Consider the following 16419-nt stretch of genomic DNA (forward strand, 5'->3'; position numbering starts at 1 on the left):
AGTGTAGGAGGTCTGACCGGTCATCTCGTGCAGGCGGGTCCGTGGGTGGTGTCCCGGCTCACACGAGCACGGCGCCGAGCAGCCGCGCCACGGGTCGGGAAAGGCACGTCACATCCGGGCGCGATGGGCCTTGATGTTGGCGACGTAGACCTTGGTGTCGGCATACATCCCGTGCTGCTGCACCGAGTAGAGCCCCTGGTAGTAGCCCGCGATGGCCTGGTCGAGGTTCTTCGCCGACCGGGTCAGCGAGCGCAGGATGACCACGCCCGCGGTGATGTTGTCCTGGGTGCGCAGCAGGTTGAGCTTGCGCCCGGCCATCTCGGAGGCCCACTGCCCCGACGAGGGGATGACCTGCATGACGCCGATGGCGTTCGCGACCGAGACCTGGCGCTGGTTCCAGCCGGACTCCTGCCACCCGACGGCCAGGGCGAGCCTCGGGTCGACGCCGTGCCGACGGGCCGTCGCGACGATCATCGCCTTGGTCTGGCTGCGGCTGGGCACCGACGTGCGGGCCAGCGCCGACCGGTTGCGGTTCGCCGCATTGACCGTCGAGCTGGGGTAGGTGCGCCCGGCGAAGGTGTTGGCGCTGGTCGCGCTCTTGGCCGGCTTGGCCGGCACCCGCAGCCGCTGCCCGGGGTGGATGACCGAGCGCGCCGACAGGTGGTTGGTCTTGAGCAGGGCGGCGAGCCTCGTGCCGTGCTTCACCGCGATGCCGCTGAGGGTGTCACCCGAGCGCACCCGGTATGCCGCGGAGCCGGCCCGGCGGGTCGCCGCGGGCGTCGTGCCGCGCACCTTGACCAGCTGGCCGGGGTGGATGACGCTGCGCGCGCCCAGCCGGTTGAGCCGGTAGACGGTGGCCAGCGGGGTCTTGGTCCGGGCCGCGATGGCACTGAGGGTGTCGCCGTTGCGCACCCGGTAGGTCGTCGTCGAGATCGCCTTCGACGCGCCGGTGGCCCGGTGGGCGCTGGCGGCGCCGGACCCGGGGATGCGCACCTTCTGTCCGACCTGCAGGACCGAGCGGGTCGAGAGGTGGTTGGCCTTGAGCAGGGCGGCCAGCGAGACGCCCTTGCGGGCCGCGATGTGGCTCAGGGTGTCGCCGGGGCGCACGACGTACGTGGCCCGCCGGATCGCCGCAGCGCGGGCGGCGGCGGCAGCCCGCGCCCGGGCTGCCTCGGCGCGCGCCTGGGCCGCGGTCTTGGGCACCGACAGGCGCTGCCCGATGGAGAGGTGGTTGCCGCCGTGCGCGAGGTGGTTGCGCGACGCGAGGACCCCGGTGGTGGTGCCGGTCCGGTCGGCGATCGCGGCCAGGGTGTCACCGGCGCGCACCGTGTAGGTGGTCCAGCCGTGGGGGGCGGGCTTGGCCTTCTGCACGACGGCGACCGGCGCCGCGAGCGGGGTCTGGGGGAGCGCTGCGGGAGCGATCACAGGTGACATCGGGGTGGCTGCCTTTCAGGTGGCACCCGGGAGTGCCGTGAGCGGCGTGCGGGCCGCCGGACTGGGACTGCGTCGGTCTGGGCCAGCCGTCGGTGCTGGAGTGGTGCATGTGACGACTGTGACGATTGTGAAAGGTACACCATCTGGACACCTTCACATCGAACTACATCGATGTAATTACCTGCCTAGCCAATTTGCTTTGCCTCTGCGGGCTGGCAGAGTTGCCCCGTGACCGACCAGCCCGACCAGACCGACGGCTCTGCCGAACCCTCCCTCGAGACGCTCGTCGGCTCCTGGCTGACCGTGCCCGACGTGGCCGAGCGGCTCGGGATCGCCCTGTCCGCCGTGCGCCGGCTCATCGAGGACCGTGAGCTGCTGAGCGCCCGCATCGGGGAGCGCCGGATCGTGTCGGTGCCGGAGCAGTTTCTCGAGGAGGACGTCTTCCGGCACCTGCGCGGCACCTTCACCGTGCTCGCGGACGGTGGTCTGGGTGACGACGAGATCCTGCGCTGGCTGTTCACCCCCGACCCGACGCTGCGGGTCCCCGGTACGCCGGTCGACAACCTCGCGGCCGGGTTCAAGACCGAGGTGCGGCGCCGGGCCATGGAGCAGGCCTTCTAGCCCCCTGCACGAACCTTTGCTAGCAAAGGTTCCTGCATGGAGGACATGATGCAACCTGTCCGTCACCCAGTTTCCTTTGCTAGCAAAGGAAACTGGGTGTCAAGCGTCAGGGGTCGGCGTCAGTGCTCGCGGCTGGTGGCGCTGTCGATCAGCTGGTCGAGCACCCCGGTCGCCTCGGGGGACAGGTCGCGGGTCGACTTCAGGGCCATCCGGGCCGAGCCGGCCAACCGGGCGATGTCGGCCTCCACGGCGTCAACGGCCCCGGCCGCGGTGATCGCCTCGCGCAGCCGCTGCACGCTTGCGTCGTCGAGCCCAGGATCCCCGAGCCGCGACTCCACGAGCTCGCGTGCTGCGTCGTCGGCGCCGGCGAGGGCGTGCGCGATCAGCACCGTCCGCTTGCCCTCGCGCAGGTCGTCGCCCGCGGGCTTGCCGGTGGCGGCCGGGTCGCCGAATACCCCCAGCAGGTCGTCGCGCAGCTGGAACGCCTGACCGAGGTCGAGCCCGTAGCGGGACAGCGCCTCGAGGTCCTCTGGCCCCGCGCCGCCGGCGGTGGCGCCGATGAGGAGCGGGTGCTCGACGGTGTACTTGGCGCTCTTGAACCGGATGACGTGCTCGGCCCGGGCCACCCGCTCCTCGGTCGGCACGCCGTCCCACGAGCGGGCCGACTCGACCACGTCGAGGAACTGGCCGCCCATCAGCTGGGTGCGCATCCGGTCGAACACCTCACGACCGCGGGCCAGGTGGGCGGGGTCGAGGCCCGAGGTCGCGTAGGTCTCCTCGGTCCAGTTGAGGCACAGGTTGCCGGCGAGGATCGCACCGGCCACGCCGAACCGGTCGGCGTCGCCGGCCCAGGCCTCGCGCGTGTGCCGCGCGGCCAGCGAGCGGTGCGCCGCCGGCATACCCCTGCGGGTGTCGCTGTCGTCCATGACGTCGTCATGGATCAGCGCGGCCGCCTGGAAGAACTCCATGGAGGTCGCGACCCTCACGAGGGCGGCGGAGTCGGGTTGCCCGGTGGCGCGGTAGCCCCAGTAGAGGAAGGCGGCGCGCAGCCGCTTGCCGCCGGTGAGGAGGCGGGCGACGGCGCCGAGCAGCTCCTGGGCGTCGGGGCCGACCTCGGCCAGCACGTCGGCCTGGTGGGCCAGCACGTCGTCGACGGTCAGCTGGACGCGCTCACGCAGGGAGGCGGCGTCGAGCGGGCTGGTGTCCACGCGATCCCTCCCAGCGGGCTGTCGGTCCCAGGACGTCGGTTCGTGACGCCGCAGCGTGACGTCTCATCCTGTGCTGCCATGAGCCTACGTCGTGGCCGCTCGACTAGTCTCACCGCCATGGTCCAGGGCCCCACCCCACGCGACGGACGACCGCGGCAGGAGCCGCCGTCGATCCCCGCCCTGCTGGCAGCCGACCACCCGTCGGTCAGCTTCGAGTTCTTCCCCCCGAAGGACGACGCGGGCGAGCTGGCCCTGTGGGACGCCATCCGCCGGCTCGAGTCCGTGCGGCCCGACTTCGTGTCGGTGACCTACGGCGCGGGCGGGTCGAACCAGGACCGCACCGTGCGGGTGACCGAGCGGATCGCCCGCGAGACCACCCTGACGCCGCTGGCCCACCTCACCTGCGTGGGCGCGTCGGTCGCCGCCCTGCGCCAGGTGGTTGGCCTGTATGCCGCCAGCGGGGTCCGCAACATCCTGGCCCTGCGGGGCGACCCGCCGGGCGACCCGGGCGGCGCGTGGACCGCGCACCCCGAGGGCCTCAACCACGCCACCGACCTGGTCGAGCTGGTCCGCACCCTCGGCGACTTCACCATCGGCGTCGCGGCCTTCCCCGACGTGCATCCGGCCTCGCCCAGCTTCGAGCACGACGTCGACGTCATGGTCCGCAAGGCCGACGCGGGGGCGACCTTCGCGATCACCCAGATGGTCTTCGACGCCGACACCTACCTGCGGCTGCGCGACGCGGTCGCCCAGCGGCGTGACCTGCCGATCACGCCCGGCCTGATGCCGGTGACGAACTTCAAGCAGGTCGCCCGGATGTCCGAGCTGATGGGCACGCCACTTCCCGAGGCCGTGGTGCGGCGGCTCGAAGCCGTCTCCGACGACCCGGCCGCGACCCGGGAGGTCGGCGTGACGATCGCCACCGAGCTCGCCGACCGGATGCTCTCCGAGGGCGCCCCGGGGCTGCACTTCATCACCATGAACCGCTCGACCGCGACGCTCGAGGTCTATCGCAACCTCGACCTCGGCGCCCGGGCGGCAAGCCGAGCCTGAGCTCCGAGTCCGGCAGCGGCCACCGCACGCAGGCGGGACACGAGCCGGGCGCAGGCTCCCCTCATGGCTGCGTCTCGGCTCGTGTCCCGCTGCCGCACTCCCCCGACTGCGACGGGGTCAACCATCCCGCTGGGGGCGTGGCTGCGGCATCCGTGCACGTACTCAGATGCGCTCGTCCGGGTGCCCTCAGTCGCGGGTCGTGAACGCGCGGGCGAGGGCAGCGGCGCCGGAGAGCACGACCACGGCCAGCCCGTAGATGATCGCGGTCCGCTCCAGCCCCAGGTGCGGGGCTGCGAACCCGGCCGCGACCGCGGGCAACCCGAACGCCAGGTAGCTCACAACGAAGACGCTGGAGAACAGCTCGCCGCGCTGCTCGGGCCCGACCGTGGGGGTGATCGACCGCATGATCCCGAGGAACGCCGTGCCGAAGCCGGACCCCGCGACCACCGCGGCCAGCAGGAACCCGACCAGCGACTCGGCGTGCAGCGCCCACAGGGTCAGGAGCGTGCCGACGGCCAGGCTCGTGGTGCCGTAGAGCGTGATCTGCCGCGGGGTCCGGCGGCGGCCGAGGGCCGAGCTCAACCCGCCGACCGCAGTGAGGACGGTGACGACGGCGCCCTGCGCCAGGTGGGTGCGGCCGCCGAGGAGCTGCCCGACGATCGGTGCGCCGAGCGAGAGGTAGAGACCCCCGGTGGCCCAGCCCGCGAAGAGCGCGGGCGCGCTGCGCCGGAAGGCGGGACGAGCCGGAGCGGGTATGCCGATCCGTGGCCGCAGCGAGCGCCGCCACCCGTCGTGGCGCGGCGAGGTCTCCGGCAGGGCGAGGACGGCGACCGCGAGTGCCACGTAGAGGGCGGTGAGGGTCGCGAAGACGATGGTCAGCGCGTGGCTCGTGGTGTCGAGCACCAGCCCGGCAAGCAGGGCGCCGACCGCGAGGCCGGCCATCGGGGTGACGCTGTTGAGCGTGGCGGCCAGGCCGGGCCGGTCGGATGGCTCGAGGTCGACGACGGCGGCCGACATGGTCGACATCAGCAGTCCGGCCGCGACACCCTGCACGGCCCGCGAGGCCATCAGGGCGGCCACGCCGTCGGCGTGCCAGAAGCCGACCATGCTGACGGCCAGCACGAGGAACCCGCCCGCCAGCACGGGCCGGCGGCCGATGTGGTCGGACAGCGACCCGGTCACCAGCAGGGTGGCGAGCAGGGTGAGCGCGTAGACCCCGAAGATCGTGGTCATCGTGCCGGCCGAGAAGCCGATCTCGGCCTGCAGCACCGGGTAGAACGGCGAGGGGGCGCTGGCGCCGACCATTAGCGCGACCACCGACGCGAGGGCGAGGGTGAAGGCGGGGTGACGGGGGAGTCGGAGGGCGGCGCTGCGGGTGGTGCCGGTCGGGATGCTGCTGGTCGCGCTCATGACGGGCCTCTCGGACGAATCAATGGTTCGATATTTGTCGAACTGTCGTGCTGACCTCCGCATTCCCGATTCCGCGGAATTGGTTCGAGTATTATCGAACCATGCCTGCCAACCAGGTGCTGCCCCACCCCGAGATCGCCGACGTCACCCTCACCGGCGTGCTCTTCGCGCTGAGCGACCCCGCGCGCTTGCAGATCGTCCGCGACCTCGCCGACGGGCCGCTCGAGATGGCCCAGTGCGGCGCCACCAACCCCGCCCTGCCGAAGTCCACCAAGTCCCACCTGATGAAGGTGCTGCGCGAGGCCGGGGTGATCCGCAACGAGCCCCGCGGCCGCGAGCGGTTGGTGTCGCTGCGTCGCGAAGAGCTCGACACGGCCTTCCCCGGACTGCTCGACAGCGTCCTCGCCAGCGCCCACTGACCCGGGCCTGCGGCATACCTGCCCCGCCGTCCGGGGCTTCGGGGTGGTGATGGGCCGATTGTGCCGAGTTGGGCTGCGCGGTTTGGGGGAGCGCGGGTCCTCGGGCCGGGAGGACGCTGGAGGTGCCTGAAGGAGGTGCTCGTCATGTCATTGGCCACGAGCGCAGTTGCGGCGCTGCTTCCTGTCGCGGACATCGATCGCGCCAAGGGTTTCTACGACCGGCTCGATCTGCCCTACCTCGGCACGAACGACGAGGGCAGTCTCATGTACCAGCTCAGCGGTGGTGCGATGCTGATGCTGCTCCCGCGCGAAGCAGGCACGCAGAATCCCAGCACCGCGTTGACCTGGGAGGTCGACGACGTCGCCACCGAGGTCGCGGACCTCGAGGGGCGGGGAGTCGTCTTCGAGGACTACGACCTGCCGGACCTCAAGACCGTCGACCACATCGCCGACCTCGGCGGCGAGAAGGCCGCGTGGTTCTGCGACCCCGACGGCAACGTCCTGTGCGTCCACCAGCGGGCCGGCGGCTGACCGCCACCCATCCGGGTATGCCGCCTGGTTGCGGCACCATGCGGCCGAGGGAGTGCTCGCGGCGGCAGCGCGCCCAGGGCGTGTTCGCGGCGCACCGAGCCGAGGGAGTGCTCGCGGCGCACTGCGCCGAGGGCGTGCTCGGTCAGGCGACCTCGATGGCCTGGCCACCGGTCACCCGGAGCAGCTCCTCGTAGGTCGTCCTGAAGACGGTGTGGCTGTGTCCCGCCGCAGCCCACACGTGGCGGTAGCGGCTGAGCGAGACGTCGACGAGGGTGCGCACCGGCGCGGTGTGACCGACCGGGGCCACCCCGCCGATGGTGAAGCCGGTGGTCGCGAGGGCGAAGTCGGCGTCCGCGCGGTCGAGGTGGTCGAGGTCGTCGACCAGCTCGGCCACCTTGACCAGGTCGACCTTGTGCGCGCCCGAGGTGAGGACGAGGACCGGGCTGACCGCTCCGTCGGGAGCATGCCCGCGGAAGATCAGCGAGTTCGCGATCTCGGCCGGGGTGATGCCCAGGGCGGCGGCGGCTGCGGCCGCGGTGCGGGCGGCGTCGGGGAGGGTGACCACCTGCGGCACCACGTGGTGCACGGCGAGCGTCTCGAGGACCCGGCGCACGGCCGGGTGGCCGGTCAGGTCCGGGGTCTGGCTCACCTCCTGCGTCGGCAGGTCGGGCGCGGTCATGGCCGAAGACTAGGGGCGCCACGGTGTGCTGTCACCCGTCGTCCGGTGGGGGTTCGGGCGCGGGCTCGGGAAGGGGTTGACGGACTGTCCGTGGCCGGGTGTACGGTTCTTCTATCGAACACACGTTCGAACCCGTGATCCCTCCGGTGACCTCCAGTCGCCGGTGGGGCACTGCGGCTCCGGCCCTGTGACCAGGCGCCTCGACCCCGTCTCCCACAGGGCCGGAGCACGCGATCCGAGTGCGCCGTCGCGCCTGTCCTCGACGGTGCTGCGTCATGCCCGATTCCTGCCTGCCCTATTCCTGCCTGCCCGATTACCGCCTGCGTGCTGTCTGCCCGCCTGAACCTGCCGTCCGCAACCCGACCCCCTGTGAAGGAGCAATTCCGTGGTTCGCCGCTACGAAGAGACCATCGAGGTCCGGGAGGGGCCCCGCGACGACCTGGGCGCCGCCCTCGACATCGACCCGGCCGGGACGGGCGGGCTCGACCGACGTCGGCCGGACGCCTTCGTCTGGCGCGGCCGGCTCTACGTCGTCCGGGCCGTGCTCGACCACTGGCAGGAGCGTCGTCCGTGGTGGCGGGACGCCCGAGAGCGCGACGGTGGCAGCGATGTGCTCACCGACGCCCGGGAGCGACAGGTCTGGCGGGTCGAGGCGAGTGCCGGTCGACTGTGTGGCGTGGGGGTCTACGACCTGTGCGCCGACCACGGCGACCAGTGGCGGCTGCTGAGGGTCGCGGACTGATGACCGCCACGACAGCCACCGGGGCGGCGGCCACGCTCGACCTGCTCGACCGGGCCCGGCACTCGCTGCTCGAGGCCTGCCAGAGCCAGGAGGTCGCCCGGCGCTACGACCAGGCCCAGCTCGGGGCGCTGCGGGCGGCCGCGGCCGTGGTCGCCACCCGCAGCACCTCCCGTCACCGGTCCACCGGTCAGTCGGGTCCGCGCAGCCTGTGGGAGCTGCTGCCCTCCGTCGCGCCCGAGCTCTCCGAGTGGGCGGGGTTCTTCGAGGTGGTCGGGGCGCGGCGCCACCAGGGGCACAGCACACGGGAGGCCGATGACGTGCTGCGTCAGTCCGAGCTCTTCCTCGACCTCGTCTGCCGCACCCTCGGGCTGCCGGTGACGGTGGCCCCGCACGACCACCTGCTGGTGCCGACCACCCTGCCGACCACTGAGAGCCACGTGACCTCCCCGAACCACGCGACGGTCCCGAACCACGCGACGGTCCCGAACCACGCGACGGCCATCCCCGACGAGGCGAGGGCGGCGCCATGAGCACCGAGTTCGTCCATCTCCACGTCGCCTCCGGGTTCTCGATGCGCTACGGCACGTCGACACCAGAGGCCCTGGTCGAGCGGGCCGCCCAGCACCGCCAGCCGATCCTCGCCCTCACCGACCGCGACGGCCTCTACGGCGCGGTCCGGTTCGTCCAGGCAGCCACCGCGGCCGGGATCGCCCCGGTCCTCGGTGTCGACCTCGCGGTGGGGCCGGACGCCCCCCGTCCCGGCGAGGTGGGTGCGCCCCCCACCGCCGCGCGCACACCGGTCCGCGGTGGTGCCGAGCGCGACGCCCGCCATCCACGGGTCACAGTCCTCGCGCAGGGGCGCGCGGCCGGCGTGCCCGCCGGCGTGGGCTGGGCGGCGTTGTGCCGGCTGGTCACCCAGACCCACCTGCGGGGGGAGCGCGGGGTGCCGGTGAGCTCCATGGCGGTGCTCGCGGGCGCCTGCGGGGGAGTGCCGGGCGAGGGCGCACCGGGCGGGGGAGTGCCGGGCGAGGGCGCGCCGGGATCGGGCACACCGGGATCGGGCACACCGGGATCGGGAGCGCCCAGCCCCCTCGTGGTGCTGCTGGGGCCCGACTCCGACGTGGGTCGGGCGTTGCTGGCCCGACGCACCGACCGGGCCCGTGAGCTCCTGGCGGGCTGGCGACGCCGGCTGCCACCCGACGCCCTCGTCGTCGAAGTGGTCTGCCACGGGGGACCCGAGGGCACGCCCGCCTCGCGCAGCCACGCCCGGCGGCTGCTCGGGCTCGCCGACGAGCAAGGGGTCCCCGCGGTGCTCACCGCGGCGGTGCGCCACGTCGACCCGGGGGAGTCCGCGGTCGTGGACGTGCTCGACGCCGCGCGGCGACTGGTCGCCCTCGACACCCGGCACCTCGACCGGGTCACCGACGCAGCCCACCTCGCGAGCACCGACACGATGCACGCCGTCGCCCGGGAGGTCACCGGCGGCGACGCGGGCCGCGCCGATGCTCTGGTCGCCCGCACCCTGGCCCTCGGACTCGGGTGCGCCCAGAGCGCCCGCCACGACCTCGGCATCGGCTCGATCCACCTGCCCGAGCCGGACCGGCTGGGGGTGGAGCCGGGCATGAGCGCCCAGGTCATGCTCGAGCAGCGCTGCCGTGCGGCGGTGGCCTGGCGCTACCCGGGTGCCGGCGACGCCGAGCTGATGGCCATCGAGAGCCGGCTCAGCGACGAGCTCAAGGTGATCGCCGAGCTCGGCTACCCGACCTACTTCCTCACCGTCGCCCAGGTCGTCGACCTGATCCGCGAGATGGGGGTCCGGGTCGCCGCCCGCGGCTCGGGGGCGGGGTCGCTGGTCAACTACCTGCTCGGCATCAGCGGGGTCGACCCGGTCCGCTACCGCCTGCTGATGGAGCGGTTCTGCTCGCCGCTGCGGGCCGAGCTGCCCGACATCGACATCGACGTGGAGTCGGCCCGGCGCACCGAGGTCTACGAGCGGATCCTCGACCGGTTCGGCGGTGAGCGCGTCACCTGCGTCTCGATGATGGACACCTACAAGGTCCGGCACGCCATCCGTGACGTCGGGTCCGCCCTCGGGCTGCCGCCGGTGGAGATCGACGAGATCGCCAAGGCCTTCCCGCACATCCGCGCCCGTGACGCGCGCAACGCCATCGCCGAGCTGCCCGAGCTGCGGGCACGGGGGCTGGACAGCCCACGGCTGCGGGCGCTGTTCGACCTGGTCGAGCGGCTCGACGGCCTGCCCCGCCACATCGCGCTGCACCCGTGCGGGGTGATCCTGTCCGACGGCAGCCTGCTCGACCGCACCCCGGTCGAGGCGAGCTGGCTGGGGTTCCCGATGAGCCAGTTCGACAAGGACGACGTCGAGACCCTCGGGCTGCTCAAGCTCGACGTCCTCGGCATCCGCATGCAGTCCGCGATGGCGCACGCCGTGGCCGAGGTGGCCCGGGTCGACGGGGTCCAGGTCGACCTCGACGACCAGGCCCAGGTGCCGCTCGACGACGAGGCGACCTTCCGGCTGATCCGCACCAGCCACACCCTCGGCTGCTTCCAGATCGAGAGCCCGGGTCAGCGTGAGCTGATCGGCAAGTTCGGCCCGGAGCGCTTCGAGGACCTCGTCATCGACATCTCGCTGTTCCGCCCCGGTCCGGTGAAGTCCGACATGATCACGCCGTTCCTCGAGGCGCGGCACGGGTGGAAGGAGGTCAGCTACCTGCATCCGACGCTCATCGAGGCACTGCGCGAGACCGAGGGCGTCGTCGTCTTCCACGAGCAGGTGCTGATGATCGTCGCCGAGACCACCGGGGTGTCGCTGGCCCAGGCCGACGAGGTCCGCCGCACCCTCGGCACCCCCAAGGGCCAGCGCGAGATCGAGGCCTGGTGGCGACCCGCGGCACGGGCCCGCGGCTACACCGCAGACGACCTCGACAAGATCTGGGAGGTGCTCAAGGCGTTCGCGTCGTTCGGGTTCTGCAAGGCGCACGCGGCGGCCTTCGCGCTGCCCACCTACCACTCGGCCTGGCTCAAGACGCACCACGCCGCCGCGTTCCTCTCCGGGGTGCTCACCCACGACCCGGGCATGTACCCCAAGCGGCTCATCCTCGACGACGCGCGCAGCCTGGGCATCGCGGTGCTCGGACTCGATGTGAACGCCTCCACCGGCAGCTACCGCATCGAGCGGCTGGACGCCCCTGCCGCCCCCACTGACCACACTGACCCTGCTGACCCTGCTGACCCTGCTGACCCCGGCCTCAGGGACGGTGACCTGTTCGACCACGTCGCCCCGTTCACGCCCCCGCACCCCGACCTGCCCGACGCCAGCCGCTACGGCATCCGGCTGTCGCTGGCCGACGTGCGCGGCATCAACGACGCCGAGGTGGCCCGGATCGTCGCGGGGCAGCCCTATGCCGGGCTGTCCGACTTCTGGCACCGTGCCCGCGTCTCGCGCCCGGTCGCCGAGCGACTCGTCCTGGCCGGCGGGTTCGACAGCCTCTACGGCATGCGGGTCGAGTCCGCCGGGATCGGGGCCGGCGGGCTCGGGCGCCGGGGCCGCACCACCCGTCGCGACCTGTTGCTCCACGTCGCCGAGCTCGACCGCTACGGACGGGCGCTGGACCGCTCCGCCAAGCGGGCCGCGCCACGGCGGGGCAGGGGAGCCGCCACTGCGGCATCCGACCTGGCGCTCGGCGACGGGCAGGTGCGGGCCAGGGCGGCGGCGCAGTCCCAGGGCGCCCTGCCGGTGACCGCGGCCGAGCAGCAACCCACCCAGCTCGCGCTCGACCTCGGTGACCGGCCCGAGCTGACCAGCGGCACCGGTCTGCCCGAGCTGTCCGGCCCGGAGCGCGTCCGGGCCGAGCTCGACATCCTCGGCCTCGACGCCAGCGCCCACGTCGTCGCCTTCTACGCGCCGATGCTCGACGCCCTCGGGGTGACCCGCAGCCGCGACCTGCTGCGGGCGCGCAGCCGGTCGACCGTGTGGGCCTGCGGGGTCAAGGTCGCCACCCAGACCCCGCCGATCCGCACCGGGCGCCGGGTGGTCTTCCTCACCCTCGACGACTCCACCGGTCCGGTCGACGCGACCTTCTTCGAGGACGTCCAGGGGCCTTACGCCGCAACGGTCTTCCACTCGTGGATGCTGCTCGTGCGAGGAGTGGTGCGACGCACCGGGCCGCGCGGGGTCTCGTTGCGGGCGACGGGGGCGTGGGAGCTCACGCCGTTGTGGGAGGCGTGGCTGGCCGGTGGCCTCGAGGCGGTGTATGCCGCGATGGAGGCGACCGAGCAGGCCGCCACCGAGCAGGCGCAGGCCCTGGAGGCAGCCCATCAGGAGCAGGTGGGGGCGGGGCGACGGGTGCTGGTCCACGCCTCGGGGTTCCGCCAGTCGCCCTACGCCGACATCCGTCCGGCCGGCGAGGACGTGCGCGGCTCGCACCGGCTGGGTCAGGGCGTGGTCGTGCCCGATGGTCGCGAGGCGGAGCAGTTCAGTCCGCCGCGCAAGCTCTGGCACTCCAGTCCCGGCAGCAGCGGCCACTGAGCTTCGCACCGGCGCCACGACCGTCGCCGGCTCGACCCCTGCACCGACCGCACCGACACGCACCGACTCGCACCGACCGCACCGACGCACCGACTCGCACCGACGCACCGACTCGCACCGACTCGCACCGACCGCAGCGACCGCACCGACGCACCGACTCCACCGACTCCACCGACTCCACCGACCGCACCGACCGCACCGACTCGCACCGACGCACCGACTCGCACCGACCGCGCGGTCGTGCCGGTGCCCCGACACCCCCGACGACTAGGCTGGCCGGAGCACCAACAGACCCAGCACAGGAGGTGGCCGACGTGGCCGAAGAGCAGTGGCGGCACCGGCGCGGAGGCGTCGAGACGGCCCTGCGGACCTCGGCGGTGTGGGCCTCGGTGCGCGGCCTCATCGAGCGCCGCGAGGCGGAGCTGGGCCGTCCGCTGCGGGTGCTCGACCTCGGCGGCGGCACCGGTGGGCTGGCCGTCCCGCTCGCCGAGCTGGGCCACCAGGTCACCGTCGTCGACCCCAGCCCGGACGCCCTGGCCTCGCTGTCCCGGCGCAGCAGCGAGCGTGGTGTCGCCGACCGGGTCACCGCGCTCCAGGGCGACGCCGACTCGCTCGCCGGCTTCGTCGGCGACGAGCAGCTCGACCTCGTCTGCTGCCACGGCACCCTCGAGGTCGTCGACGACCCCGCGGCCACCCTCGCCGCGCTCGCTGGGGTGCTCGCCCCCGGTGGTTACCTCAGCCTGGTCGCCGCAGGGCGGCTCGCCGTCGTGCTCGCCCGGGCGCTGGCCGGCCAGTTCGCCCAGGCCCACACCGCCCTCACCTCGGCGGACGGCCGCTGGGGCAGCGCCGACCCGTTGCCCCGCCGCTTCGACGCGACCGAGCTGCGGACCCTGGTCGAGCAGTCCGGCCTGACCGTCGAGGACGTCCACGGCGTGCGCGTGTTCAGCGACCTCGTCCCGTCCGCGCTGATCGACTCCGACGCCGACCGGGTCGCGCTGCTCGAGCTCGAGCAGGCGGCCACGGCACACCCGGACTTCGGCTTCCTCGGGCAGCTCGGCGCGGCCGTGCACGTCCTCGCCCGTCGCTGACCGGGTGCGGACCACGGGACCACCGCGATGAGCCGGCGTCAGTACGCGCTTCCGCAGCGCAACGACGAGCACCCCCCGGACGACACGGGGTGCACGGTGCTGCACGTCGACATGGATGCCTTCTACGCCTCGGCGTCCCTGCTCAGCCGCCCCGAGCTGGTCGGCACCCCGGTGATCATCGGCGGGGGCGGCAACCGTGGGGTGGTGCTGTCCGCGACCTACGAGGCCCGCAGGTTCGGGGTCGCCTCCGCGATGCCGATGGCCCGAGCCCGGCGGCTGTGCCCCACGGCCACCGTCGTCGCCCCCGACTACGCGCTCTACAGCACCATCTCGGCTGCCGTGATGGCGACCTTCGAGACGATCACCCCGATCGTGGAGCCGCTGTCCCTCGACGAGGCGTTCCTCGACGTGGCCGGAGCGGTCCGCCGGCTCGGCACCCCGGCCGCCATCGGCCAGCTGATCCGCGACACCATCCACGACGAGCAGGGCATCACCTGCTCGGTCGGGGTCGCGCCGACCAAGTTCGTGGCCAAGCTGGCCTCCGGGCTCGCCAAACCCGACGGCATGGTGGTGGTGCCCCGCGACGAGGTGGTCACCTTCGTCCAGCAGCTGCCGGTGGGCGCCCTCTGGGGTGTGGGCGACAAGACCGAGGAGGCGCTGCTGCGGCTCGGGCTGCACACCGTCGCCGACATCGCGCACACTCCGCTCGACACCCTGCGCCGGGCCCTGGGCGAGAGCGCCGGCCCCCACCTGCACGACCTGGCCTGGGGCCGCGATCCCCGGCACGTCGAGGTGCAGCGCCGCGAGCGCAGCATCGGCTCCGACGAGACCTTCGAGTTCGACGTCGACGACCCGGCCTACATCCACCGGCAGCTGCTCAAGCTCAGCGACCGGACCGCCGCCCGGGTCCGCTCGGCCCGGATGATGGGGCGCACGGTCACCATCCGGGTGCGCTTCTCCGACTTCACCACCATCACCCGCAGCCGCACCCTGCGTGACCCCACCGACGTCAGCCGGGAGATCTTCGACACCGCCAAGAGCCTCTACGACGCCTTGGGGCTGCAGCGTGCCCGGATCCGGTTGGTCGGGGTGCGCATGGAGGGCCTGGTCGAGAGCGAGGGGGCGCCCATCCAGGGCACCCTCGACGAGCCCGACCACGGGTGGCGTGAGGCCGACCGCGCGGTCGACCGCGCCAGTGCCCGGTTCGGCGCCGGGAGTGTCCGCCCGGCCAGCCTGATCAGCGACCGTGAGCGCGAGCGCAGACGGGGCGAGCGGGGTGAGCGAGGTGTCGATCCGGGGACGCCGAGACCTCGACCGGCGAACGGGTAGTGCAACACCGCGTGGCGACATATCCTGAAGAGGTCAGCGGAAGGCCACTGACCGGCGACGATGCCCCCGGCAACGAATCCGAGGCCTGACGCGTTGAAGTGGGTGCACGCCGAACGTCCAGGAGGTCACCGTGCCGCTCTCCGAGCACGAACAGCAGCTGCTTGAGCAGATGGAGCAGGCGCTGTATGCCGAGGACCCCAAGTTCGCGTCGCAGATGCAGGGCGCCGGTGCCCGGCGCTCGGCCCGCCGGCGGATGGCTGTCGGGGTGGTGGGGGTCGTCCTCGGGCTCGCGCTCGTGCTGGTCGGCGTCAACACCACGATGTGGATCGGCGCCGTCGGGTTCGCCGTCATGGTCGGGGCGGTGGCGTTCGCGCTCACGCCGCCGCGTCGCAAGGCCGGTCTCGGCACCGTCCAGCCGGACGGCAGCGTCCGCCGCTCCACCCCCGGCAAGTCGGCCAGCCGGTCCAAGTCCACCAAGTCCGGCGGGTCCTTCATGGACCGCATGGAGGAGCGCTGGGACAAGCGCCGCGACGACGGCCTCTGACCGGTCCGGTAGTGGGCTTCAGGCCCGGCTGACCAACACCCCGGCCACCCACGTGACCGCGATGGCCAGGGCGGCGAGCAGCTCGATCCCCATCGACAGGAACACCGCCTTGAGGGCGGCCTTGGTCGAGGTCCAGGCGGCCGCACGGTCCTTGGAGTGCCCCAGCTCGACCAGGTAGATCCCGCCCACGAAACCGATCGCCGCCCCGATCACCGGGATGACGAAGAACCCCACCACGGCCAACAGGACGGCCAGCACCAGCGTCGACCGGCGCACGCCGGCCTCACGCATCCGGCGACCCGGCACCGCATACTGCAGCGCCACCCCGGCCAGGTAGAGCGCGGCACACACGCCGAAGACCCACCAGCCCAGCGTGCTCCCGGTGTCGAGCGCCCACACGAACACGGCGGCCAGACACAGCAGGAGACCGGGGATGACCGGAATGACGATCCCCACCATCCCGATCACGATCAGGACGGCGGGGACCCAGAGAGTGGCCTCCATGAGGAGGGCCGGGCTCGCCTTCTACCGCTCCTCGAGCGGAGCGACGGCAGGGGTCTCGTTGAGGCGCTCGGTCTCGTCGACGATGTCGGCGTGCTCGCGCAGCTTCGGCAGGTGCTCGCGTCCGTGGTGGGCGCAGAACAACAGCTCGCCCCCAGCGTGAAGGCGCGCGCGCACGTAGGCCTGGGCGCCGCAGCGGTCGCAGCGGTCGGCCGCGGTCATAGAGGGTGCCAGTGCAGTGGTCACGTCAGCCTTCCTTTCGTAGCGCCCGAAGGCGCGGTGTCCCTGATGAGACGAGTTGCCCCGGACTTCGG

At 72.8% G+C, this 16419-nt stretch carries 16 protein-coding genes; 10 read left to right on the forward strand and 6 right to left on the reverse strand.

Going from position 1 to position 16419, the window contains the following annotated elements; genetic code table 11:
• Positions 1 to 108 precede the first annotated feature (108 nt).
• Positions 109 to 1434: a lytic transglycosylase domain-containing protein gene (locus BLQ34_RS03715; RefSeq protein ID WP_091781677.1), complete on the reverse strand. Its 1326-nt coding sequence runs from the start codon at positions 1432 to 1434 to the stop codon at positions 109 to 111.
• A 228-nt stretch (positions 1435 to 1662) separates the two neighbouring features.
• On the opposite strand from BLQ34_RS03715, the gene BLQ34_RS03720 reads away from it, so the two are divergent.
• On the forward strand, positions 1663 to 2055 hold the full coding sequence (locus BLQ34_RS03720; protein ID WP_091781679.1) for an Rv2175c family DNA-binding protein: 393 nt from the start codon (positions 1663 to 1665) through the stop codon (positions 2053 to 2055).
• Between the two features lie 119 nt (positions 2056 to 2174).
• Here BLQ34_RS03720 and BLQ34_RS03725 read toward each other — a convergent pair whose 3' ends face one another.
• On the reverse strand, positions 2175 to 3263 hold the full coding sequence (locus tag BLQ34_RS03725; protein ID WP_091781682.1) for a polyprenyl synthetase family protein: 1089 nt from the start codon (positions 3261 to 3263) through the stop codon (positions 2175 to 2177).
• Positions 3264 to 3380: 117 nt separating this feature from the next.
• Here BLQ34_RS03725 and metF point away from each other — a divergent pair, with 117 nt between their 5' ends.
• Complete coding sequence (metF, locus tag BLQ34_RS03730) at positions 3381 to 4316, forward strand: methylenetetrahydrofolate reductase [NAD(P)H] (protein ID WP_091781685.1); 936 nt, start codon at positions 3381 to 3383, stop codon at positions 4314 to 4316.
• Positions 4317 to 4502: 186 nt separating this feature from the next.
• On the opposite strand, the gene BLQ34_RS03735 is transcribed toward metF, so the two are convergent.
• Entirely contained in the window at positions 4503 to 5726 is a 1224-nt protein-coding gene (locus BLQ34_RS03735) for an MFS transporter (RefSeq protein ID WP_091781688.1), read from the reverse strand.
• A 101-nt stretch (positions 5727 to 5827) separates the two neighbouring features.
• Between BLQ34_RS03735 and BLQ34_RS03740 the strand changes: the two genes are divergently transcribed.
• Positions 5828 to 6145: an ArsR/SmtB family transcription factor gene (locus BLQ34_RS03740; protein ID WP_091781690.1), complete on the forward strand. Its 318-nt coding sequence runs from the start codon at positions 5828 to 5830 to the stop codon at positions 6143 to 6145.
• Between the two features lie 144 nt (positions 6146 to 6289).
• Positions 6290 to 6676, forward strand: coding sequence for a VOC family protein (locus tag BLQ34_RS03745; protein ID WP_091789210.1), 387 nt, complete (start codon positions 6290 to 6292; stop codon positions 6674 to 6676).
• A 142-nt stretch (positions 6677 to 6818) separates the two neighbouring features.
• On the opposite strand, the gene BLQ34_RS03750 is transcribed toward BLQ34_RS03745, so the two are convergent.
• Entirely contained in the window at positions 6819 to 7355 is a 537-nt protein-coding gene (locus BLQ34_RS03750; protein ID WP_091781711.1) for a YbaK/EbsC family protein, read from the reverse strand.
• 385 nt (positions 7356 to 7740) lie between these two features.
• Here BLQ34_RS03750 and BLQ34_RS03755 point away from each other — a divergent pair, with 385 nt between their 5' ends.
• The 6 genes from BLQ34_RS03755 to BLQ34_RS03780 all read left to right on the forward strand — a co-directional run bounded on the left by BLQ34_RS03755 (position 7741) and on the right by BLQ34_RS03780 (position 15604).
• Positions 7741 to 8097, forward strand: a complete 357-nt coding sequence (locus BLQ34_RS03755; protein ID WP_197674768.1) for a DUF6504 family protein — start codon at positions 7741 to 7743, stop codon at positions 8095 to 8097.
• Positions 8097 to 8627, forward strand: coding sequence for an SAV_6107 family HEPN domain-containing protein (locus BLQ34_RS03760; protein ID WP_172829338.1), 531 nt, complete (start codon positions 8097 to 8099; stop codon positions 8625 to 8627). The genes BLQ34_RS03755 and BLQ34_RS03760 overlap by 1 nt, the downstream gene beginning before the upstream one ends.
• On the forward strand, positions 8624 to 12643 hold the full coding sequence (locus BLQ34_RS03765; RefSeq protein ID WP_091781714.1) for a DNA polymerase III subunit alpha: 4020 nt from the start codon (positions 8624 to 8626) through the stop codon (positions 12641 to 12643). Before BLQ34_RS03760 ends, BLQ34_RS03765 begins: the two co-directional genes overlap by 4 nt.
• Before the next feature lie 314 nt (positions 12644 to 12957).
• On the forward strand, positions 12958 to 13731 hold the full coding sequence (locus BLQ34_RS03770; RefSeq protein ID WP_091789216.1) for a methyltransferase domain-containing protein: 774 nt from the start codon (positions 12958 to 12960) through the stop codon (positions 13729 to 13731).
• 27 nt (positions 13732 to 13758) lie between these two features.
• Positions 13759 to 15060, forward strand: a complete 1302-nt coding sequence (gene dinB, locus BLQ34_RS03775) for a DNA polymerase IV (protein ID WP_091781717.1) — start codon at positions 13759 to 13761, stop codon at positions 15058 to 15060.
• 130 nt (positions 15061 to 15190) lie between these two features.
• Positions 15191 to 15604 carry a DUF3040 domain-containing protein gene (locus BLQ34_RS03780; protein ID WP_091781719.1) on the forward strand — a complete coding sequence of 138 codons (414 nt, stop codon included), beginning with the start codon at positions 15191 to 15193 and terminating at the stop codon, positions 15602 to 15604.
• Between the two features lie 18 nt (positions 15605 to 15622).
• Here the strand turns inward: BLQ34_RS03780 and BLQ34_RS03785 are convergent, their stop codons facing one another.
• Together BLQ34_RS03785 and BLQ34_RS03790 are read right to left on the reverse strand one after the other, a co-directional pair.
• Complete coding sequence (locus tag BLQ34_RS03785; protein ID WP_091781722.1) at positions 15623 to 16108, reverse strand: DUF456 domain-containing protein; 486 nt, start codon at positions 16106 to 16108, stop codon at positions 15623 to 15625.
• 21 nt (positions 16109 to 16129) lie between these two features.
• Positions 16130 to 16327 carry a DUF7455 domain-containing protein gene (locus tag BLQ34_RS03790; RefSeq protein ID WP_231961432.1) on the reverse strand — a complete coding sequence of 66 codons (198 nt, stop codon included), beginning with the start codon at positions 16325 to 16327 and terminating at the stop codon, positions 16130 to 16132.
• Positions 16328 to 16419: the final 92 nt, after the last annotated feature.

Origin of the sequence: Pedococcus dokdonensis, from assembly GCF_900104525.1 — a bacterium.
In the GTDB taxonomy this organism is placed as follows: domain Bacteria; phylum Actinomycetota; class Actinomycetes; order Actinomycetales; family Dermatophilaceae; genus Pedococcus; species Pedococcus dokdonensis.